This window comes from Roseibium polysiphoniae, from assembly GCF_014842925.1.
Lineage (GTDB): Bacteria > Pseudomonadota > Alphaproteobacteria > Rhizobiales > Stappiaceae > Roseibium > Roseibium polysiphoniae.
Window position 1 is genome coordinate 422,134 of sequence record NZ_JACYXJ010000006.1, and the last position, 22,326, is coordinate 444,459.

The 22,326-nt window shown below is 57.3% G+C and carries 20 protein-coding genes; 6 read left to right on the plus strand and 14 right to left on the minus strand.

Going from position 1 to position 22,326, the window contains the following annotated elements; translation table 11 throughout:
• Window positions 1-10 precede the first annotated feature (10 nt).
• The 3 genes from IG617_RS17695 to IG617_RS17705 form a co-directional block, all read right to left on the minus strand.
• Window positions 11-2,194, minus strand: a complete 2,184-nt coding sequence (locus IG617_RS17695; RefSeq protein WP_192110549.1) for a putative bifunctional diguanylate cyclase/phosphodiesterase — start codon at window positions 2,192-2,194, stop codon at window positions 11-13.
• A gap of 354 nt (window positions 2,195-2,548) precedes the next feature.
• The gene (locus IG617_RS17700) at window positions 2,549-3,175 is read right to left on the minus strand and encodes a CoA transferase subunit B (protein WP_192110550.1); all 627 of its coding nucleotides are present in this window, start codon (window positions 3,173-3,175) and stop codon (window positions 2,549-2,551) included.
• A gap of 20 nt (window positions 3,176-3,195) precedes the next feature.
• A complete protein-coding gene (locus IG617_RS17705; RefSeq protein WP_192110551.1) occupies window positions 3,196-3,891 on the minus strand; it encodes a CoA transferase subunit A in 696 nt (231 codons plus the stop codon).
• A gap of 281 nt (window positions 3,892-4,172) precedes the next feature.
• On the opposite strand from IG617_RS17705, the gene IG617_RS17710 reads away from it, so the two are divergent.
• Window positions 4,173-4,415: a DUF6460 domain-containing protein gene (locus IG617_RS17710; protein ID WP_192110552.1), complete on the plus strand. Its 243-nt coding sequence runs from the start codon at window positions 4,173-4,175 to the stop codon at window positions 4,413-4,415.
• 35 nt (window positions 4,416-4,450) lie between these two features.
• Here IG617_RS17710 and IG617_RS17715 read toward each other — a convergent pair whose 3' ends face one another.
• The 5 genes from IG617_RS17715 to IG617_RS17735 form a co-directional block, all read right to left on the minus strand.
• On the minus strand, window positions 4,451-5,272 hold the full coding sequence (locus IG617_RS17715; RefSeq protein WP_192110553.1) for an ABC transporter permease: 822 nt from the start codon (window positions 5,270-5,272) through the stop codon (window positions 4,451-4,453).
• Window positions 5,269-6,195 carry an ABC transporter permease subunit gene (locus tag IG617_RS17720; protein ID WP_192110554.1) on the minus strand — a complete coding sequence of 309 codons (927 nt, stop codon included), beginning with the start codon at window positions 6,193-6,195 and terminating at the stop codon, window positions 5,269-5,271. Before IG617_RS17720 ends, IG617_RS17715 begins: the two co-directional genes overlap by 4 nt.
• Window positions 6,196-6,204: 9 nt before the next feature.
• Window positions 6,205-7,362 (minus strand): ABC transporter ATP-binding protein, encoded by a 1,158-nt coding sequence (locus IG617_RS17725; protein ID WP_192110555.1) that lies wholly within the window; start codon window positions 7,360-7,362, stop codon window positions 6,205-6,207.
• A gap of 94 nt (window positions 7,363-7,456) precedes the next feature.
• On the minus strand, window positions 7,457-8,551 hold the full coding sequence (locus IG617_RS17730; protein ID WP_209008574.1) for a polyamine ABC transporter substrate-binding protein: 1,095 nt from the start codon (window positions 8,549-8,551) through the stop codon (window positions 7,457-7,459).
• Between the two features lie 166 nt (window positions 8,552-8,717).
• On the minus strand, window positions 8,718-10,103 hold the full coding sequence (locus IG617_RS17735; protein ID WP_192110556.1) for a glutamine synthetase family protein: 1,386 nt from the start codon (window positions 10,101-10,103) through the stop codon (window positions 8,718-8,720).
• A 193-nt stretch (window positions 10,104-10,296) separates the two neighbouring features.
• On the opposite strand from IG617_RS17735, the gene IG617_RS17740 reads away from it, so the two are divergent.
• From IG617_RS17740 to IG617_RS17750, 3 genes are all read left to right on the plus strand, one after another.
• A complete protein-coding gene (locus IG617_RS17740) occupies window positions 10,297-11,007 on the plus strand; it encodes a GntR family transcriptional regulator (RefSeq protein ID WP_192110557.1) in 711 nt (236 codons plus the stop codon).
• A gap of 190 nt (window positions 11,008-11,197) precedes the next feature.
• Window positions 11,198-12,601 (plus strand): glutamine synthetase family protein, encoded by a 1,404-nt coding sequence (locus IG617_RS17745; protein ID WP_420826157.1) that lies wholly within the window; start codon window positions 11,198-11,200, stop codon window positions 12,599-12,601.
• Between the two features lie 42 nt (window positions 12,602-12,643).
• Entirely contained in the window at window positions 12,644-14,035 is a 1,392-nt protein-coding gene (locus tag IG617_RS17750) for an aspartate aminotransferase family protein (protein ID WP_192110558.1), read from the plus strand.
• A gap of 47 nt (window positions 14,036-14,082) precedes the next feature.
• Here IG617_RS17750 and IG617_RS17755 read toward each other — a convergent pair whose 3' ends face one another.
• Complete coding sequence (locus tag IG617_RS17755; protein WP_192110559.1) at window positions 14,083-14,970, minus strand: LysR family transcriptional regulator; 888 nt, start codon at window positions 14,968-14,970, stop codon at window positions 14,083-14,085.
• Between the two features lie 165 nt (window positions 14,971-15,135).
• Here IG617_RS17755 and bla point away from each other — a divergent pair, with 165 nt between their 5' ends.
• Complete coding sequence (bla, locus tag IG617_RS17760; RefSeq protein ID WP_192110560.1) at window positions 15,136-16,044, plus strand: class A beta-lactamase; 909 nt, start codon at window positions 15,136-15,138, stop codon at window positions 16,042-16,044.
• 60 nt (window positions 16,045-16,104) lie between these two features.
• On the opposite strand, the gene IG617_RS17765 is transcribed toward bla, so the two are convergent.
• The 5 genes from IG617_RS17765 to cysG all read right to left on the minus strand — a co-directional run bounded on the left by IG617_RS17765 (window position 16,105) and on the right by cysG (window position 20,962).
• Entirely contained in the window at window positions 16,105-16,752 is a 648-nt protein-coding gene (locus tag IG617_RS17765) for a DUF934 domain-containing protein (protein WP_209008575.1), read from the minus strand.
• Complete coding sequence (locus IG617_RS17770) at window positions 16,733-17,494, minus strand: phosphoadenylyl-sulfate reductase (RefSeq protein WP_192110561.1); 762 nt, start codon at window positions 17,492-17,494, stop codon at window positions 16,733-16,735. Before IG617_RS17770 ends, IG617_RS17765 begins: the two co-directional genes overlap by 20 nt.
• Complete coding sequence (locus tag IG617_RS17775; protein ID WP_192110562.1) at window positions 17,481-19,139, minus strand: nitrite/sulfite reductase; 1,659 nt, start codon at window positions 19,137-19,139, stop codon at window positions 17,481-17,483. Before IG617_RS17775 ends, IG617_RS17770 begins: the two co-directional genes overlap by 14 nt.
• Before the next feature lie 66 nt (window positions 19,140-19,205).
• Window positions 19,206-19,505 (minus strand): DUF2849 domain-containing protein, encoded by a 300-nt coding sequence (locus IG617_RS17780; RefSeq protein WP_192110563.1) that lies wholly within the window; start codon window positions 19,503-19,505, stop codon window positions 19,206-19,208.
• Between the two features lie 11 nt (window positions 19,506-19,516).
• Entirely contained in the window at window positions 19,517-20,962 is a 1,446-nt protein-coding gene (gene cysG / locus IG617_RS17785) for a siroheme synthase CysG (RefSeq protein WP_192110564.1), read from the minus strand.
• A gap of 265 nt (window positions 20,963-21,227) precedes the next feature.
• Here cysG and IG617_RS17790 point away from each other — a divergent pair, with 265 nt between their 5' ends.
• Window positions 21,228-22,301, plus strand: coding sequence for a hypothetical protein (locus IG617_RS17790; RefSeq protein ID WP_192110565.1), 1,074 nt, complete (start codon window positions 21,228-21,230; stop codon window positions 22,299-22,301).
• Window positions 22,302-22,326: the final 25 nt, after the last annotated feature.

Here is a 22,326-nt window from a genome sequence, read left to right on the forward strand (position 1 = left end):
AAACAAAGGTCTACGCGGCTTGCGTTGAGTTGTTGCCTTTGGCTGCCGGGCCACACGTTCCCGGGACGCAGTGGCTGCAGCTGAAATCGTCTCGCCACTTTGCAAAAACGTCTGCAGCCATGGGAGCACTGAAGAGATAACCCTGAGCCGTGGCACAACCGTTGTCTCGCAGGAACTGTTGCTGTTCGACCGTTTCAACGCCTTCCGCAACCACGTCAAAGTTGAGGCTTTGCGCCATGGCGAGGATTGTTTGCACAATAAGCCGATTGCTGTCTTCACTGCCTAGCCCCCAGATGAAGCTGCGATCGATCTTGAATGTGTCGAACGGCAGTTTCTGCAAGTATGCGAGGCTTGAATATCCGGTTCCGAAATCATCGATCGCAAAACGAACGCCAGCCTCACGCAGTGGCTGTGTCGTGCTCTGTGTGATTTCAGGATTTGCCATGGCAACCGTCTCGGTGACCTCGAGTTCCAGCTGATCAGCAGGGAAGCCGGTTTCCTTCAAAATCTGCAATACCTGGTCTGTGAAACCCGGCTGATCAAGCTGACGGACCGAGACGTTCACGGCCAGCGGCATTCCGCGCCCCTCATCAAGCCACGTCTTTCCCTGCCGACAAGCCATTCGCAGAACGATTTCCCCCAAGCCAATAATCAGGCCTGTTTCTTCAGCCACATCGATGAAGTACCCTGGGCTGAGCAAACCACGCGTGGGATGGTTCCATCGCGCCAAAGCCTCGGCCCCAACAACCGAACCGGAGTTGCAGTCAACTTTCGGCTGGTAAAAGACCGTGATCTGATCTTCCAGGAGTGCACGGCGAAGGTCTGCCTCAATCTGCAGACGCTCGCGCGCATGCATCGTGTTTTCTACATCTGCATAAAAACGCAGAGCGTTGCCGCCCACCTTCTTGGCCGCATACATGGCGATGTCCGCGTTCTTCAGGATCGCCGTATAGTCAGTGCCATCATCCGGAAAGACGGAAACGCCAAGACTGGCGCCAACAGTCAGCGCAAGACCGTTGACCTCGCATGGCCTTTCAGCAGCTTCGATCAAACGGCTCGCGACAGTAGCGACATCGCGGCGCGGGTCCGTCACCGGGTACATGACGGCGAACTCGTCACCGCCCAGGCGGGCAACTGTCGGCAAGATGGCGCTCTCATCTGCGCCATCAGTCCTGTCCTGGCCTGAAAAAGCCTGTTCGGTATAGTTATCCGCCGCACCGGCCGCGGTCCTGAAACGCTCGCCGATTTCCTTCAACAGACGATCGCCGCTGTCATGGCCATAGCTGTCGTTGACCCTCTTGAAGCGATCAAGATCGATAAACAGGACGGCCAGGCGCTGCTTACGCTGTGCGGCCAGCTCCATTTTCTTCAAACAATGCTGGCGAAAAAACTCCCTGTTCGGAAGCCCCGTAACGGTGTCGACATAGGCAAGTCGATGGATCTGATCCAGATTTTCACGGATCCGCGCGATCATGTCTCGGTAAGCACGCGCGAGAACACCAATCTCGTCCCGCCGATCGACTGGAAAAGGCGCATCAAAATCACCTGCGCTTACCGAATGAGCTGTTCGGGTCAGGCTTTTGATCGGGCGCAGAAAGCCACTGCCGAAATGAAACGCGACCGGCATACAAAAGCCCAACAGCACAAGCGCCGTGATCGCGTTGCGCTGCCAGATCGTCCAGATGACGCCCGCGGCTTCCGGCCGAGGTGCCGAGACCAGAACCGCGCCGAGGAGGTCTGTGCCGTCGACCCTTCGCACCGGGAATGCCATGGTGACAAGGGTTTGGGTGACACGGCTGGTTTCCGCGCCTGTCGACAGAGCCTCGCTGATGAGCGTGTCGATCTCGATGTCATCAAAATAGCTGGTCGCCGGATCGGAATCGACGGTGATTTCGCGGCCGGGATCATAGACCTGAGCGACATCGACAATTCCGCTTCCCGCGATGCTTTGCAGCTCCTGCTCAAGAATAAGGTAATGATGGTTCACGAGATGGGGCACCGCAAGGCGGCTTACCGTTGCACCGACCGACCTCACATGCTCGACAATCCGATTTTCTTCATCGCGCAGGTCGAGATAACTCACCACCACGATCATCACGGCTGTCAGGACCAGAAACAAACCGCTGACGAGCAGGACAAAGCGGGTCCGCAGTCCGGGAACCCATTCCCAGACAGATCGCGCCAAAGCGCTCATCCGCGTTCTTATCGATACCTGCACGCCGCCCTCCAGGACATTACTTCGTAATAATGCCTAGGCAATGTTGAATCCTGATTTACACTCAGGATCAAATTTACGCAGTTAGATAAAGCATTTACCTGAAATTATGCGGCTAATGATCTAGCCTTTGTTCCGCAGCGTTAAACGCCGCCCAGCAAAACAGTACCAGCTCCTAAAAGCTTAGGACGCGTTAACTATTTCGCCGGTCGCGGAAGACGCTCAAGGACCTGTCTGTTCCAATATGAGACACGCACTTTACATCTGCTTACAAAAAGGGCCCGCCCTCGAAAGAGGCCGGGCCCGTCTAATTCGCCATGGCGGCAGCGTTTGTCAGACGATCTGCGCTTCCGTCTTGGCCTTGACCTCATCCAGCGTCACGTCGGGCGCGAGTTCAACGATAGACAGTCCGTGAGGAGTGACATCGAAGACACCCAAATTCGTGATGATGCGATCGACGCAGTGCACGCCGGTCAATGGCAGCGAGCACTCCTTGAGCAGCTTAGTGTCACCCCCCTTCGACGTATGATCCATCAGGACGACAACGCGCTTCACGCCGGCTACGAGATCCATCGCACCGCCCATGCCCTTGACCATTTTGCCCGGGATCATCCAGTTGGCGAGGTCACCCTTTTCAGAGACTTCCATCGCACCCAGGATCGACAGGTCAATGTGACCGCCGCGAACCATGCCGAAGCTGTCTGCCGAGGAGAAGAAACTCGTCTGCGGCAACTCGGTGATGGTCTGCTTACCGGCATTGATCAGATCGGCGTCAACCTCGTCATCCGTCGGGAACGGGCCCATGCCTAGCATGCCATTTTCCGACTGAAGCGTTACGTGCACGCCGTCTGGAATGTAGTTCGAAACAAGCGTCGGGATGCCAATCCCCAGATTGACGTAAAAACCGTCCTGCAGCTCCTGCGCCGCCCGCTTGGCCATATCGTCACGTGTCCAGGCCATATTGATGCTCCTCACTTCCCTCAGGCGTCGCGCGTGGTGCGCTTTTCAATGCGCTTTTCGAATGAACCGGCAACAATGCGGTCAACGAAAATTCCAGGCGTATGGATATGGTCAGGGTCGAAGGATCCGGTCTCAACGATCTCTTCGACCTCAACCACCGTCACCTTGCCGGCTGTCGCCATCATCGGGTTAAAGTTGCGCGCGGTCTTGCGGTAGATAAGGCTGCCTTCCTTGTCCGCCTTCCAGGCCTTTACCAGAGACACGTCAGCAATCAGACCCGTTTCAAGGATATAGGTCTCGCCATTGAAATCCTTGTGCTCTTTGCCCTCCGCAATCAGCGTCCCAACACCGGTCTTGGTGTAGAAACCTGGGATGCCGGCCCCGCCCGCGCGGATACGCTCGGCCAGGGTACCCTGAGGATTGAACTCCAGCTCCAGCTCGCCGTTCAGATACTGCTTTTCGAAGGTGGCGTTTTCACCGACATAGGATGAAACCATCTTCTTGATCTGGCGCGTCTGCAGCAGCAGGCCCAGGCCGAAATCATCGATACCGGCATTGTTGGAAATCGCAGTGATGTCCTTGGTGCCCGCGTCCCGCAAAGACGTGATCAGGTTCTCGGGAATGCCGCAGAGGCCGAAGCCGCCTGCCATGATGGTCATGCCGTCAAACACCAGACCGTCGAGCGCAGCCGCCGCGTCCGGATATATCTTGTTCATTGTACTCTCCCAGAAGATTTACCTAGCCGGTTGCGGGCAACTTGACCGCAGTGCGTCATATCCGTCAAGGCCGAATTACGCCGCACAAGAGCTGCTCTCGAGCGTGAACAGAGCCGGTCATTTACCCTGATCTCGAATTTTCATGCTCTTGCGGCAAGATCAGCTGAAGCCATGTTTCGAGTGGGCGGCATTATGGTATGTATTTTATTAAGATCAGTATTTACGTATGACCACCAAGGCTTTGGGAGTGTTCCCGGTCGTGGTGTGGAGAAAACGAGCCGGTGTATCAATTTCTGTCGACCATCTTCAAGATCGCGGTGACCTCGTTGATCGTCGGCGTTGTGCTCTCCGCAATTGATATCACCGCTGCTGATCTGCTCAGCAAGATAGGTCTGACACCCGAAAGCCTTTGGCAGCATATTCAGACCGGCGTCGCCTGGGCGATCCCGAACATCATACTGGGTTCGCTGATCGTCGTGCCGGTATGGATCATCATCTACCTCTTCCGACCGCCCAGAGCCTAGAAAAAGCTCACACCGCAAGTTTACTGGACTGAAAGCTAGTTGGCGCCGAAGGCGGCTCGCTCATCATGTGCGCGCTGCAGCTCCTGCCGTTTGCTTGCAAGCGACGCAGCTATGACGCCGAAGGTCACCAACACCACCAAAATGGTACAGATTGCGTTGATCTCGGGGGTCACGCCAAGGCGCACCTGGGAATAGATTTTCATCGGCAGTGTGGTGGCGCCCGGCCCCGTGGTGAAGCTGGCGATGACCAGATCATCCAGAGACAGCGTGAAAGCCAGCATCCAGCCAGCAAGGACACCTGGAAAGATAATTGGCAGCGTGATCAGGAAGAAACTGCGGACCGGTGGACAGCCGAGATCCTCCGCTGCCTCTTCAATGCTCTTGTCGAAACCGACCAGGCGCGACTGGACAACGACCGCGACATAGCACATCGCAAAGGTCGTATGCGCGATCATGACGGTCCAGAAGCCTCTGGCCTGATCCATAGCCACAAAAAGCAGCAACAACGACAATCCGAGGATGACTTCAGGCATCACAAGAGGGGCGAAGATCATGCCAGAGAACAACGATCGGCCGACGAAGCGACCCGACCGGACCAGAACCAGCGCCGCCATCGTTCCCAGAACCGTTGCGATGCTTGCGGAAAGAAAAGCGACCTTCAAGGTGACCCAGGCCGCATCAAGAAGCTGCTTGTTCTTGAACAGCTCGACGTACCATTTCGTCGAAAAGCCACCCCATACGGTTACCAGCCGGGACTCGTTGAAAGAGAAGATGACGAGGATCACGATCGGCAAATAGAGAAACGTGAAGCCAAGCACCAGCGACGTAACATTGAACCAGGTTGGGCCGGATCTCATGACTGCATCTCCGCCAATTTCTGCTGGTGGTTCTGAAACAGGACAATCGGGACGACCAGGATAAGCAGCAGGATCACAGCCACCGCCGAGGACACCGGCCAATCACGGTTCGAAAAGAACTCGACCCAGAGCGTCTTCCCGATCATCAACGTGTTGGAGCCACCCAGTAGATCCGGAATGACGAATTCACCGACGGCCGGAATGAAGACGAGGAAACACCCCGCGACGACGCCGGGGATGGAGAGCGGCAACGTAATCTTCCAAAAGGCCTTCCAGGGTGGACAGCCCAGATCTTCGGCCGCTTCCAAAAGGCTTATGTCCAGCTTTTCGAGGCTGGCATAGAGCGGCAGGACCAGGAACGGCAGATAGGAATAGACGATGCCGATATAGACGGCGAGGTCGGTGTTCATGATCACCAGGGGCTCATTGATCACGCCCAGCGCCAGAAGCAGCTGGTTCAGCAAGCCCTCGTTCTTCAGGATACCGATCCACGCGTAGACCCGGATCAGAAAACTGGTCCAGAACGGCAGGATGACAAGCATCAGCAGCGTCGGACGCCATTCCTTTGGACTGCGCGCCATGCCATAGGCAATGGGATAGCCAACCACCAACGTTATGAGCGTCGAAATAAGGGCGATCTGCGCGCTGGAAAGATAGGATTTCCAGTATAGGTCGTCCTCGATCAGCCAGATGTAATTCTCGAAAGAGAACCCGGAGAGCGCCTCGACAAAGCCGGTCCACCCTTCCGCCAAATCAAACGTCGGCAGATAAGGAGGTATGGCAACCGCAACCTCAGACAGCGAAATCTTGAAGACGATAAAAAACGGCGCGAGAAAGAAGATCACCAGCCACAGAAATGGCACAGCAATCAGGGCCTTGCTTCCAAGGGAACGTTTCGGTGCCTGTGACTTCTTCTGGCTCATCCGCACCTCCTATCGATCCAGGATCACGCCGGCGTTCCGGTCAAAGGTCAGAACAACATCGTCATACCAGGTGATCGGGTCTTCCACGACCCGCGTCACATTGGCGAAGGTTGACTTGAGTGTGTCGAAATCGCCTTCCCCGATCTTGGCGTGAATGATCGAGACGTCTCCGAGGTATGCGATATCCCAGACAGGGCCATTCACTGCGTTGACGCTGCCCGGTTCGGCCTTGCCCTTGGCGACGCGCACCTTCTCAGGCCGGATTGCATACCAGACCGTATCCCCCGGTCGAGCCGAAGTTGTTTGATCCGTCTCAATCAGAAAACCGCCCATCATGGCTTCCAGGCGCGTCTGGCTGGGAGATGCCTCGACAACCTTGGTCTCAATAAGGTTCACATCGCCGATGAAGTTGGCGACAAACTTGCTGTTTGGCGTTTCATAAATCTCTGCAGGCGTTGCCACCTGAACCAACTGCCCCTGGTCCATGACCGCGATGCGATCTGCCACCGTCATGGCCTCTTCCTGGTCATGGGTGACAATCAGGAAGGTCATCTTGAGATCTTCCTGCAAGGCCATCAGCTCAAACTGCGTCTCTTCACGCAGTTTCCGGTCGAGCGCACCGAGCGGCTCATCCAGAAGCAGGACCTTTGGACGTTTTGCCAGTGAGCGGGCCAGCGCGACCCGCTGCCGCTGGCCACCGGAAAGCTGATGAGGTTTGCGTTTGGCGAATTGTTCCAGCTTGGTCAGACGGAGCATCTCCGCGACCCGGTCATCAATTTCCGACTTCGGCAATTTGTCCTGCTTCAAGCCGAAGGCAATATTGTTTTCCACGCTCATGTGCGGGAACAAGGCATAGGACTGGAACATCATGTTCGACGGCCGCCGAAATGCCGGAATGCCAGCGAGATCCTGCCCGTCCAGAAAGATTTGCCCCGAGGTTGGCGTTTCAAAACCGGCCAGCATGCGCATCATCGTCGTCTTGCCGCAGCCGGATCCGCCGAGTAGCGCAAAAAATTCACGCTCGTAGATCTTCAGACTGAGGTTGTCGACGGCGACGAAATCACCGAAGCGTTTGGTGACATTTCGGAACTCGATAAACGGTTCCGCAGCCGTATCTTCCCACGGCGTGAATTCGCGCCGCACCGGCCCGAGCGTTTTCTTGGCCAAGGTTCCAGTTCCCCAAGTGACGGCTCCCCCGGAGCCCGAGACGTGCCGGACCCATGTCGAACGGGTCCGGCGATTTCACATGCTCAGGCGCCGCTTACTGGCCGCTCTTCACTGCGGTCCAGATGCGGGTGACGATACGGTTGATCTTCGGATCGTATGCCGTAACCGTGTAGAGGTTCTTGACAGCTTCCTCGGTCGGATAGATCGCCGGATCGCCGATCACATCGTCATTGAGAAGCTCCTGGGATGCCTTGTTACCATTGGCGTAATAGACGTAGTTGGAGGCTTTCGCCATGACATCCGGGCGCATGATATAGTTCAAGAACTCATGAGCTTCTGCCTTGTGCGGTGCGTCGGCAGGGATGGCCATCTGGTCAAACCACATCAACGCGCCTTCCTTGGGAATGGCGTATTCGACGGTCACGCCGTTGTCGGCTTCAGCAGCACGATCACGGGCCTGAAGCACGTCACCTGACCAGCCCACCGCCATGCAGATGTCGCCATTGGCCAGCGCGTTGATGTACTCGGAAGAATGGAACTTCTGCACGTAGGGACGGATCTTGGTGAGCAGTTCTCCGGCCTTCTCGATGTCGCCGCGATCCTTGCTGTCAGGATCCAGGCCAAGGTAGTTGAGGGCCGCAGGGATCATTTCCGTCGGGGCGTCGAGGAGAAAAACGCCACAGTCTTTCAGCTTGGAGATGTTGGCTTCGTCGAAGACAAGGTCCCAGCTGTCAACAGGAGCATCTTCGCCAAGAGCTGCCTTGACCTTCTCGACATTATAGCCAACGCCGGTCGTGCCCCACATGTAGTTGATCGAATGCGCATTGCCGGGATCGTACTTGTCGACCCGCGCCTCGATGTCCTTCCACATGTTGGAAAGGTTTGAAAGCTGGGATTTATCCAGTTCGGAGAAGGCTCCGGCCTTGATCTGGCGGGAGAGGAAGGATCCGGTTGGCACGACAACATCGTAGCCGGTGCCGCCTGCCAGAAGCTTGGTTTCAAGGATCTCGTTGCTGTCAAAGACGTCATAAACGACCTTGATGCCCGTTTCCTTGGTGAATTCCTCGAGGATCGATTCATCGATGTAGTCGGACCAGTTGTAAACGTTGACTACGCGGTCCTGCGCTAGCGCCGAACCGGCCATCAGGCCGAGAGCAGCCACCCCTGTCAGAATACCCTTGATCATCATGCTAAACTCCACTCCAGAAAATTGAACTACACTGCCATTTCATCGGCTTATCAACGAGTTCATTCCACGGCTCCAACGCCGCGATTTGGTTTGAGCCTGGGATGGTCCATGCGCCTTCCATGCGCACCATCCCCTGACCGCTAATCCCCCGCAAGGCGGGGTGTTCCTAAAGATACGTTTGTCGCTCCAGGCTTGAGATCTCCCGGCCGAATTCGTTGAGCTCTTCCTTTTTAATCTCAGTCAGAACCTTGTGCATGTCCGGCCCAACAGCTTCCTTCATCCTATCGGATGCTTCGAAGGCATCAATCGCTTCATCCATCCAGGGCGTCAAACGCTTGTGTTTCTTCTCATAGGCATTGCCGACGACAGGCGGCGGCGGATCTTTCCGGTCTTGAAGCCCGAGCAACATGCCGGCCAGAACTCCGACGAGAACAAAATAAGGATTGGCGTCCGCACCCGCGATGCGATGTTCGATACGCGCCGCCTGAGGCGAGCTGGCGGGAACCCGAAGAGCGACAGAGCGATTGTCGAACCCCCAACAGATAGAGGTCGGGGCATACGACCCAGGCTGCATGCGCCGGAAGCCATTAAAGGTCGACGTGAAAAGCAGCAGCGCCTCCGGCATTGTATCCAGCAAGCCACTTATCGCGTGACCAAGGCGTTTGGCGCCCTCGTCGGGGCATGCGAAAATATTGCCATTCTCATCTTCCATCGACACATGCACGTGCATGCCATTGCCTGGCCATTCCACGAAGGGCTTGGCCATAAAAGACGCCTTCAGATTGTGCTTTCGCGCCACGCCCTGAACCAGGCGCCGAAGCAACACCGCATCATCAGCTGCCAGCAGTGGATCCTTGCGGTGATGAAGGTTGAGTTCGAATTGTCCAGGCGCTGCTTCCGAGACCGCGGCGTCAGCCGGAATCCCCTGCATCTCAGCCGCGCGGCGCAAGTCGTCAACAACAGGCAGCAGGGCTTCGAGGTCCGAAAGAGCATACATGTTCTGACGTGCCGGTCCACGATGGGTGGTGAAAAGCGGCTTGGGCTGCTCGGTCCAGTCCCCGTCGCTTTCTTCGAGCAGGTAAAATTCCAACTCGAAGGCGCAGGTCGCGGTGACGCCATATGCGGCCAGCTTGTCAACCATGCGCTTGAGAACATGCCGCGGGTCTTCAAGGCACGGCACGCCGTCACGGTCATACATCGAGAGGAGAACCTGTGCTGTCTTGCGCTCAGCCCACGGCACCAGCTTCAAGGTTTCCGGGATCGGCCAGCAGACGCCATCCTTATCCCCGGTCTCAATGTGCATGCCGGTGCTTTCGACCTCGCGCCCCCAAACATCCAGGCCGAAGAGCGAATAGGGTAGCGCCACGCCACCTGCGAAGACCGTTTCGACCGCGCCGCCCGGCAGCCACTTGCCTCGCAAAACGCCATTCGTGTCGGGTAGAACCACTTCAACTGTATCTAAGTCCGGATGTTCGGTGAGGAACGCTTCGACGTCCTTTTTCCATCCAGGTTCTGCAGGATGTTCCAACGTCTGATGTGGCAGATCCACCATTTAGGCACTCGGTTCCTTACTCTTGTCTCACGGCCAGACAGCAGGACTGACGACGGCACATGAAAATGACGGCCAATGCATTGCGCCCGCCGTCAAAATGTGATCACGTTCCCAATAGCGTGTCAAGATCGAGAAACAGGCAGCGTCGCCGACAAATTCGCCAATCTCGGAATGCCCGGGGAGATCTCCAAAGTTGAACAAGACCTCAACCGGCAATGCACAGGCGCCTCGCCCGGACGGAGAAGACGGATCAACTCCGACAAATAGAGGCACCGCCCGCGCCCAAGTCGACACTGCTGTTCGTTCAGCGCTTCTGACGGGCCGCTTCATTCCGGGAAAAGCCGTCACCCTTCGGGGCCTTGCGCAGGAACTTGGTGTGAGTCCGATGCCGGTTCGCGAGGTCATCCAGAGACTGGCCGCAGAAAACGCACTTAACGTCAAACCAAATGGCCGGGTTCAAGTGCCGGAAATGAGCCCTTCAAGGTTCGATGAGATCTTGAAAGCGCGCCTTCTACTCGAGCCCGAACTGGCCGAAATGGCGCTTCCCCAACTGGACCATGCAGACGCAAAAGTGCTCGAGGACATTGATCTGGAGATCGATGAAAGCATCAGTTGCGGCAACGCAGAATCTTACTTGCGACTGAACCATGCATTTCATTTCAAGATCTACGCCTCATCCAATTCCGAAATCCTCATGCCGCTGGTTGAGAGCCTATGGCTTCAGTTTGCTCCCTTCATGCGCACTGTTTACGGACGCGTCGGAACGGCCAACCTCGTCGACTGGCACAAGGAAGCCATCAGGGCCATTCGCAACGACGATCCAACCGCACTGAATGCCGCCATCGCGGCCGACATCCGAGACGGCATGGGCATACTTGGCCGCGAAAGCCTCCCCGAAATCTGACCGAGCTGTCTTTTTCTCTTGCCCGAACACCATTGACTTGGCTATTTTGTGATCACAAAATTAGTCGGCGTGTAGATGCCCTGCATCACCCTGTCTGAGAGTCACGAGTTTGAGACGGCATGGGTGGGGAGTTTGGACTAGTCTGTGATCCAACCTGAGATAGTCCCACGCGCCAACACTGGAGCCTAAAGTGAGCAACGAGATACCTGACGCCGAAAACAAAGAAAGCATCAGTTTGCGTGGCGTGAAAGACATGGAAGCGGCCCGTGCCTGGCTTCGGGAACGCAACATCCAGGATATCGAGTGCATCGTGCCCGACCTCGCCGGCGTCGCACGCGGCAAGATGATGCCCACCGAGAAATTCTTCTCCGGTCCGGTCATGACCATGCCGGCTTCGATCTTTGCCCAGACCATCTCCGGCAGCTACCCTGAAGATGATGAGCGCTTCCAGCACAACGCGACGGATGGCGATCTCTATTTCAAGGCTGACTATGGCACGTTGACCGCTGTTCCCTGGGAATCCGACCCGACGGCACAGCTTATTCATGACGCGCAGACACGCGATGGCACCCCGGTCGAGACCGCCCCGCGTAACGTTCTCAAGCGCATCTTGAAGCTCTATCAGGACAAGGGCTGGGAGCCGGTCGTTGCGCCGGAAATCGAATTCTATCTCGTGCGCCCTAACACAGATCCTGATGATCCGTTGGAGCCGCCGACAGGCCGCTCGGGTCGCCCCGAAGTTGGTCGTCAATCCTACTCCATTTCCGCGCTGAACGAGTTCGATGACCTGATCGATGACATCTACGACCTGTCTGAACAGCAAGGACTGGAGATCGACACCCTCATTCACGAAGAGGGTGCCGCGCAGATGGAGATCAACCTGCGTCACGGTGCGCCTCTGGAGCTTGCCGATCAGGTTTTCCTGTTCAAGCGGACCATCCGGGAAGCCGCGCTGCGCCACGACATGTATGCCACATTCATGTCCAAACCCATGTCAAACCAGCCTGGTTCCGCCATGCATATTCACCAATCCGTGGTCGATAGCGAAACTGGGCAGAACATTTTTTCCGGGCCAGACGGCGAGGAGACGCCGGAGTTCCTGTCCTTCATCGCCGGTCATCAAGCCTACCTGCCTTACGTCACCTGCGTCATGGCTCCTTTCGTGAACTCCTACAGGCGCTTTGCCCGGAACTCGACGTCGCCGGTGAATGTCTATTGGGGCTATGACAATCGCACTGTCGGCTTACGCGTACCGTATTCATCGCCTCAGGCCCGACGGCTGGAGAACCGCGTGCCTGGTTCGGATGCCAATCCCTACCTGGCAATCGCCGCGTCTCTCGCCTGCGGATACCTTGGCATGATGAAGGGCCTCAAGCCGGATGCCCCCCAATCTGTGGATTGCAGCGATCTTCTAAAGTCCCTGCCGCGGGGCCTGACGGAAGCCGTCAACCTGTTTGAAAACAGCGAAGAAATCATCGAGATCTTCGGCGAAACCTTTGTCGCGACCTACCGCGCGATCAAGCAGGAAGAGTTCGAGACCTTCATGTCCGTGATTAGCCCTTGGGAACGGGAATATCTGCTGCTCAACGTTTAAAGCGCGCCTTCGCGCCAGTCTGTCGCCTACCGGAGTACCCCAATGTCGGCCGTATCCAACATCTATCCGACCGCAGCCCTTCAGGCTGTGGACGCTGCCCACCACATTCATCCTTTCACCGACACAAAGGCATTGAATGAGGAAGGCACGCGGATCATCACTCACGCAGACGGCGTCTGGCTGACCGATTCCAACGGCAACCGGATCCTGGACGGCATGGCGGGGCTTTGGTGTGTGCAAGTCGGTCATGGCCGGCAAGAAATAGCTGATGCCGTGCACAAGCAGATGAGCGAACTCAGCTACTACAATACGTTTTTCAAAACCTCGCACCCGCCTGTGATTGCCCTTTCGGAGAAACTGGCAGAACTCGCACCCGCACATATGAACCGGGTGTTTTACTGTTCCTCAGGCTCTGAAGCCAATGACACCGTCTTCCGGATGGTCCGCCACTATTGGGACCAGATGGGACAACCGGACAAGAAGGTCATCATCGGTCGTTGGAACGGCTATCACGGCTCGACGCTTGCTGGAACCAGCCTAGGCGGCATGAAGGGCATGCACGAACAAGGTGACCTTCCGGTCCCCGGCGTGCGCCACATTGACCAGCCCTATTGGTATGGCGAAGGTGGAGACATGAGCCCGGAAGACTTCGGGATCCATGTGGCACGCACACTCGAAAAAGCCATCGATGAAATAGGCGAAGACAAGGTCGCAGCCTTCATCGCAGAGCCAATCCAGGGAGCTGGCGGCGTCATCATCCCGCCGGAAACCTACTGGCCGGAAGTAAAGCGCATTCTCTCGGAGCGCAACATTCTGTTCGTCGCCGATGAAGTGATCTGTGGCTTTGGTCGCCTCGGCACCTGGTTCGGCTCAGACTACTATGGCCTTGAGCCCGATCTCATGCCGATCGCCAAAGGGCTCACCTCAGGTTATCTGCCGATGGGCGGCGTCATGGTCTCGGACCGGGTTGCCGAAGGTCTGATCAACAAGGGCGGAGAATTCTATCACGGCTACACCTACTCCGGGCACCCCGCCTGCGCTGCCGCAGCCCTTGCCAACCTGGAAATCATCCAACGAGAGAAACTCGTTGAACGCGTCCGCGATGACATCGGGCCGTACCTGCAAAAGAGCTGGACGGCGCTGGGGGATCATCCGCTGGTTGGCGAAGCCCGCATGACTGGACTGATGGGTGCGATGGAACTCGTTCCTGAAAAAGGTAATCGCCAAAAAGCCTTCGCGGACAAGGGATCTGTCGGCACGCTTTGCCGCGACATTTCCTTCCAGAACGGCATGGTCATGCGCGCTGTCGGCGACAGCATGATCATCTCGCCTCCACTTGTGCTTTCTCATGAAGAAGCTGATCAGTTGGTGACCATTGCCCGCAAGACCCTGGATGAAACCTATACAGAGCTGAAGCGCATCGGGACGCTCTAAAGCATCTGAACCCAACGAAAGAGCGGGCCAGTCCCGCTCTTTCTGCTTCAATCAGACGTCTCGCCATTTTCTTCGAGATTTCGCTGCAGCCAGTTTCGAAACACATGCATGAGTGGCGTTTCTTGTCGCGATTTCAGCCAGGTGAGCCAATAGCTCCCCAAAGTCACGTCTTGCGGAAATGGCCGCGCGATCTGCCCGGACTCCAGCTCACTTTCAAACATGGATACCGGGACAAGCCCGACTCCGGCACCTTGAGCAGCGGCACCGGCCATGGCGATTGACGAGTCGAACATCCATCCGCGAACAGGGGGCAGAGGCACGCCGGCCGCCAGGAACCATTGGTTCCACTCGTTGACCCTGTAGGATCTCAGCAGCGTTTCATTGAGAAGGTCTGCCGGTCGCGCCAGACGATCCGCGATCTGCGGCGCGCAAACCGGCGAGAACGGCGCCGCCATAAGATGTACGGCATTGGTTCCGTGCCACGCGCCATCGCCGAAACGGATGAAGTAGTCCAGACCATCTTCCATCAGATCGGCCCTGTTGTTATTGGTCTTCAGCCGCAAATCCACTCCGGGATGTCGCTCAGCAAAGTCGTCCAGACGTCGGATCAGCCAGCCGTTTGCGAATGTCGAGACGGTTCCGACAGTCAGCACCTCCTTGAAGTTGCCATCTTCAAATCGGCTTAAGGTGGCGCTCAACCGGCGGAAGGCATCGCTGAGGACCGGCAACAAGGTTTGCCCCTCATCGGTGAGAGCCACACCGCGAGGAAGACGCTCAAACAGGGAGATGCCAAGCAGCGCTTCCAGCGCTTTGACCTGATGACTGACCGCTGTTTGCGAAACGCGCAGCTCCAGCCCGGCCTTAGTGAAACTGCCAAGTCGCGCTGACGCCTCGAAGGCCCTGAGGGCATTGAGAGGAAGCCGTGAGATCTCCATGAGGCACACCTTTTTGACCAAGTTTTTTTCATGGCTAACCCCAAAAACTATCTCTTGTCCATGGGGTCGTTTCACGGCATCGTCCGCCTGCCTCGGAGGATACGGACCGTTCTTCGAGGACAAGGTCCACGTCTTCAACGCATTATCAGCTCAATGGAACGTGACATGCGCCCCCTGAAACAGATGACTTTTACGCAGTTTGCTCTGCCCCTAGCCGCAACCTTGTCGATCGCAACATCGACTCTTCTCCCAGTTTCCTCAGATGCGGCCGGGTTTGATCCGCAACCGATCATTCAACAGGCTATCGAAATCGAGAAGCGTCACGACGCCCGGATTGGTATCGCCGTTCTGGATGACGAAACCGGAACCGCCTGGAGCTACAAAGGCGATGTTCGTTTCCCGCTTAACAGCACGTTCAAAGCTTTTGCTTGCGCAGCTCTTCTCGCTCAAGTCGACGATGGCACAACGGATCCAAACAAAAGCGTCCAAATCAAACGCGCTGACATTGCACCCTATTCACCCGTGACCAAAAAGCAGATCGGCAAAACGATGACCTACCTGGGTCTCTGCAATGCAGCCGTCACGATCAGCGACAACACCGCCGCCAATTACATCCTGAAAGAGATCGGTGGGCCCGCCGGCCTGAGCGCCTTCTTGAGGAAACTTGGCGATACGGAAACCCGCCTGGATCGATGGGAGCCCGAGCTAAACAACGTCCCCGCCGGTGAGCTTCGCGACACAACGACGCCACTTGCTGCCGCAACGACGCTGAAAACACTGCTGCTTGGTGGCCCGCTCTCCGCCAACTCCCGCAAGCAGCTCACGGACTGGCTGGTCGCGAACAAGGTCGGAGATACGCTGTTACGTGCTGGACTACCCCAACGCTGGAAAATTGGCGACAAGACCGGTGCGGATGCCAAAAAGTCGCGAGGAGATATCGCCGTTATCTGGCCTCGACCGGATCGTGCCGTCTTTGTCGCGGTATACCTTGATGAGGCCCATGTCGAAATGAGCAGTCGCAATGCCGCCATCGCGGAAATCGGCCGGGCGCTCACGAAAGCCTTGGCGCCATAAATACAAAAAGCCGAGGGGCATCCCCTCGGCTCTCCAATATCTTCTTTTCGGCAAATTATGTCACTCAGCGGCCTGGGATACTTCACGCAATGACTGGCGCGCCCAGGGCCGGGTGCCGGCGGGCACTTCCTCGACGGTCCCGACCGGCTGCAGATATTTGGTAACCTCCGGCCATTCTCCGTCAGCCAGTGCCTTCAGGACTTCCGGCTTGGTGATCTGGAAGCTCGAAACGCCGCAGCGCCGCATCAATGGCACCTGATCCAGGATGTAGTCGCCGATCGCGCGGATATCACCGGTGTAGCCCATTTGCTCGCGCAGAATACGTGCCGCCGAAAATCCGCGGCCATCGGTGAACTTGGGAAACTCGACGGCAATATGCGCAAGACTACCGAGATGGTCTTTCAGCTTCTCGACCTCGTCACCAGCTCCAACCAGAACAGCGATCCGACCACCTGCGCTCGCAAACGTCTCTGCGTCCGATAGAAAGCGCTCAAAAGGCACCAGGAGGTTGCCTTCATTCGGCTTAACATCCTCGGCCTCGAGCGTACGCCAGTCCTCATCAAAAAACTGGCCGTTGGAAAAGATCTTCGTCATGTCCGTTTCGCGTCCTTCAATTCCCGGATCACTTTGGTCCGGGGTTCGCGTCATCCCCTGCATTCCGGTGACATAAAGTTCACCGGAACCAACCTCAAATTCCGCTGCCGTCAAGTTCTCTTCCGTGGCTCGGCAGGTGAATGCCACACTCGATCTTTTCCTGTCCACGCCAGCGCCCGGCACGTGCGTCCTCGCCCGGCTTCACTTTGCTCGTACACGGCAGGCATCCGATGGACGGATAGCCCTTGGCCACGAGTGGATGCGGTGGCAGGTCATGCGCCCTAGCATAGGCCAGAATATCGGCAGCGTCCCACTCAGCCAGCGGGTTGATCTTCACACGGCCATCTTCCACCTCAAAAAATGGCAGGCTCGCGCGGGTAGAACTCTGAAACCGCTTTCGGCCCGAGATCCAGGCGCCATAGCCTTTCAACGCCTGCGCCAGCGGCAGCACCTTTCGGACGTGGCAACAGGCATCCGTGTCGCTCATCCAGAGCATTCCGCCTGGATCGACTTCACTCAGGTCGCTCGTTTCCGGCGTCTGGGAGATTACATTTGTCAGACCCAGACTTTCCACGAGCTCGTCACGATAGCGCCGCGTGTCGGGAAACAGCTTGCCGGTATCAACCATGATCACAGGCGTCGAGGGATCAACCTCGGCAACCATGTGCAGCAGCACCGCGGAGTCAGCGCCGAAGCTGGAGACCATGGCGATGTCACCAATGAACTGGTGCCTGATAGCCGCTCGCAGCATCTCCTGTGCGTTGGAGTCTGCAAACTGCCCGTTCAAGGCTGCCACTTCGGCCTGAAGACCCAGTTCGGGATCAACGCCTATGCTAAATGTCTCATGCAGTGCCATAGAGGGCCTCCTTGAAAGGCGCCTCCCCGATCCGGCGATATGCCTCCAGGAAGGTTTCTTCCTTGGCCGTCCGCAGACCAAGATAGGTGTCGACGAGTTTCTCAATCGCATCGACGACCTCTTCAGACGAGAAACCCCTTCCGACGATCTCTCCGATGGACGAGTTCTCGTTGGCGGAACCACCGAGTGTGATCTGATAGAATTCCTCGCCCTTCTTCTCCAGGCCGAGAATACCGATGTGACCAACGTGATGATGGCCGCAGGCATTGATACAGCCTGAGATCTTGATCTTCAGCTCGCCGATCTCGGCCTGCCTGTCCGGACCGCCGAAGCGTTCGGAAATCCGTTGCGCAACGGGGATGGAGCGCGCTGTCGCGAGCGCACAGTAGTCCATGCCAGGACACGCAATGATGTCAGTGATCAGGCCGGAATTGCCCTCTGCCATGCCATTTACGACCAAGTCATCGAACAACGCTGGCAGATCGGCGATCTTCACGTGCGGCAGGATGACATTCTGCTCATGGCTGATGCGGATCTCATCGTGAGCATAGCGCTCGGCCAGATCCGCCATGACGTCCATCTGTGCATCAGAAGCATCGCCAGGAATGCCACCAATTGGCTTCATGGAGATTGTCACGCTGGTGTGGCCTGGTACGCGGTGCGCGTTCAAATTATGCGCCACGAACTGGGCAAATGCGGGATCGCTTGCCTTGCGGGCCTCTACAGCCGCGTCATCGACGGCCAACACTTCCAAAGGAGGCGGTGCGAAATAGGCCTCAATGCGCCGGACTTCCTCGTCGGGCAAGCGCAAGACGCCATAGCGGATCTTTTCAAACTCGGCTTCGATGTCAGCCTTCAGCTCTTCCAGTCCGGTTTCATGAACCAGAATCTTGATGCGTGCCTTATATTTGTTATCGCGCCGGCCGTACCGATTGTAGACGCGCAAGATCGCTTCGGAATAGGCGAGGAGATCCTCCTCCGGCAGGAAATCGCGCACCTTGCGGCCGATCATCGGCGTACGCCCCAGGCCGCCTCCGACGAACACGACGAAACCGATGTTGCCGTCTTCCCCACGCGCCAGCTGAAGGCCGATGTCATGCACCTGAACAGCCGCGCGGTCATGCGGTGCCCCGGTGATAGCGATCTTGAACTTGCGCGGCAGGAACGAAAATTCCGGGTGAAGAGACGACCACTGGCGCAAAATTTCTGCATAGGGCCGCGGATCGGCGATCTCGTCTGCAGCAGCTCCTGCGAAATGATCCGCGGTCACATTGCGGATGCAGTTGCCTGAGGTCTGGATGGCGTGCATCTCGACTTCCGCCAGCTCTTCGAGAATGGCAGGAGTGTCTTCCAGCTTCGGCCAGTTGAACTGAATGTTCTGCCGGGTGGTGAAGTGCCCATAGCCACGATCGTAGGTGCGCGCGATGTGCGCCAGTTTGCGCATCTGCCGACCGTTCAACGTGCCATAGGGGATTGCCACCCTCAGCATATAAGCGTGGAGCTGCAGATAAAGGCCATTCATCAGCCGGAGTGGTTTGAACTCTTCTTCAGTCAATTCACCGGCCAGACGGCGGCGAACCTGATCCTTGAACTGTTCCGTGCGCTGGGTGACGAACCCATGGTCAAATTCATCGTAGCGGTACATGTCTCTCTCCATCAGGGCGCAGCCAGTCTTTCAGGCGCAGCCCCTCCTCAGTCAGTCGTTCGGCGATCAGACGGCAGAAACGCGCGCCTGTTTGCCAAGTTCAGGGTGTGTGGTCGGACCGGCTGCCCGGATCATCTCGCGCAGACGAACGGGGACGATCCGTCCTTCGTCCTGAGTGACATCCATTGCGTAGGCCTCGACGACTTCGCGGTCCGCGATGGACTGCGCGGCCAGCTCCAGCGCTTTTGCCACCTCGTCTTTGCCTTCCAGAACATGGGCCAGCGAAAGAAGCTCGACCCAGGCACCATCTGCGCCCTGCCAGACAACTTCTCCGTCAAGCAAACGATTTGCGGTAACGACTTTCATTGCCTCTCTCCTTAGGCAGCAAATTCTTGTTTCAGCGGCATGGCCGCAATCGGTTCAGCTTTTTCGAGAGCGGCATGTCCAACCGCCTCGCCAATGACAATCAGCACGGGCCCGTCGATGTCGCCCCGGCCCTCAAGCACGCAGAGATCAGAGAGCGTGCCGGCGAACTGGCGCTCTTCTGGATGGGCTGCGTTTTCTATGATCGCCACAGGCGTTTCGCGTCCCATGCCGGCGGCAATCAGCTTGTCGGCGACGGCCGCGGCGACCGTGCGCCCCATGTAAACAGCAACTGTGGATCCCTTCAGCGCGAGACCTGCCCACTCAGGCAAGGTTTCGGACTTGGCATTGTGGCCGGTCGCGAAAACTAGGGTCGACGCAACGCCGCGCAGAGTCAGAGGCAATTGAGCCGAAGCTGCAGCAGCGAATGCGGCCGTTACACCCGGGACGACTTCAAAACCAAGGCCTGCCTCACGAAGGGCGTCCATCTCTTCCGCTGCCCGGCCGAAAATCATCGGATCGCCTGCCTTCAGGCGAACGACTTTCCGACCTTCACGGCCAAGGTCGACCAAAAGCTGGCAGATATCCTTTTGAGCGACCGAATGTGCGCCCTTGCGCTTGCCGACCGAAATACGCTCTGCATCCCGGCGCCCCATGGCGACAACTGGCGAAGGTACGAGCGCGTCATGAACAATAACATCGGCTTCCTGAAGCAGCCGCTGTGCCCTGAGGGTCAGAAGATCTTCAGCACCAGGTCCAGCGCCCACCAGCCAGACGAACCCGGGCTCGCCAGTCGGGCCATTCAAAAGGCGCTGCGCCTCCTGACGGGCCTTATCCAGGTTGCCGGCATGGACGCTGGTCGCGACGCTTCCATAAAAAAACCTTGCCCAAAACCGCCGACGCGACGCGCCATCCGGGATCATCTTGACGGCGACGTCGCGAAAGCTCTCCGCTAGGCGGACAAGATCACCCGTGCTGCGCGGCAGCATGGCCTCAATGCGGGCGCGGATATGGCGGGCGAGAACAGGCCCCACACCGGTCGAGGTAATCGCAACCGCTATGGGCGCACGATTGACGAGCGCTCCGGTGTAAAAGTCACAGAGATGCGGCTTGTCGACAGCGTTGACCGGCACGCCGAAAATGCGCGCCGCCTGCACAACAGCGCCGTCGAGCGCTTCGTCTTCCCTGGCGCTGAACACAAGTGCGGCACCATTCAGCAGGGCCGGACGGAATTCCTCGGCCACATGCTTGCCACCGACCGCGACAATGGCCTCGGCGAGCGCAGGTTCTATTTCTTTGGATATGACCTCAACCGAGGCATTGGTCTCCCCCAGAAGACGCACCTTCGCAGCAGCCTCATCGCCATGACCGACCACGCAAACGCGCTTTCCCGCCACCTTGAAAAAGGTCGGAAACACGTCGAGACGTCGCTCAGACTTATCTACTCGCTGCCTTGGCATTGGCGGTTCTCCCGGACAATCGCATCCATGAACCTAAATCTAGTCGTTCGATCGCCAGAACTTCGGGCACCGCATTTCAAATGCTTCGGTGCAGGGAGAAAAGGATTTCGCATTCCGGGGACTCTCAGCAAAGAGACCGGGATACCGCCAACATGCGCCTGATGATTACATCCGTATTTCCGGTTTATTGCGCTGAGTAAACAGGCCAACTAAAGTTCGCCAAGCGTGTTTGAAAATGACAACTGCTGTGCTGCCGGGGGGCAATATGAAGCTTATCAAGAATGCAGTAGCAACCATCCTGCTGGTCATGGGAATAGCGGTTTATTTCCTTGGTGCGGGAGCCACCCCGAGCCATGCCGGGACCATCGAAAGTTTTCGGGTCGGCGGCTGGAACGGCAATGCTTATACGGATGACTCCACTGGAACCTTCGACACCTGTGTCGCGGCCGCCACCTACCGAAACGGCATGACACTCCTGGTTCAGGTCGATTCAGGTTACAGGTGGGCCATCGGCTTTTCCGCGCCGCACTGGAACAGCGAGATCGGCAAGGAAGTCACCCTCCAATATCGGATCGACCGAGGTGCCTGGCAGCAAGGAACGGCCACGGCTACCGCAAAGGATCTATTCCGCATGCAGATGCCGGAAGGCGGCTATATCATCACCCGTTTTCGACGGGGGCGTACCCTTTATGTCTATGACGGGGCCTACAATTATGATTTCCGCCTAACCGGGACCTCTCGGCTGATGGCACGCATGGCCAAATGCGTGGAAGTAAACTCAGCCCGGTTTGGCGCTACGCCCGGTGCTGGACTTGGCGCATCACAGCCAACGGCGCCAGCGGCTGCGGCCAACAATCCTCAGCTCGCCGTCGAGGCAACACAGGCGCTTTTCAATCTGATGGGGAGTGCGGGACTTTCCGCTCTCAAACTAACTCCGGACGACAAGCGCGACACGGATCTCAAAGGCCTACATGCCGTTGCTTCCAATGAGGCACGTTCTGTCATCGCTCACATTTTCGAGGCTGGAGGTTACACGTCGACGCAGGACCTTGTGGCAACCATCATCTCCGATGCTGCCAAGTCCTGCGAAGGCAGTTTCAGTTCGGGCTCAGAGACAATCACCGAAGCTGGCAAAACCTTCCCTACCAGCTATTCTCGCTGCGTGGCAGGTGACTATGAAAAGGTCGAGCGAGCCGCAATCGTTCCGCGCAGCGCTGGCGGGGTTTATGTCTATGGCGTGGTAGACACCTATATCGGCGAAGGCGTGGGGGCGCCGGGGGCTCCAACGGAATTGACGGATCCGGACTGGCACCATGCAGCTGCATCCGCTGCCGACTGACTTCCGCGTACACAACGAAAAACCG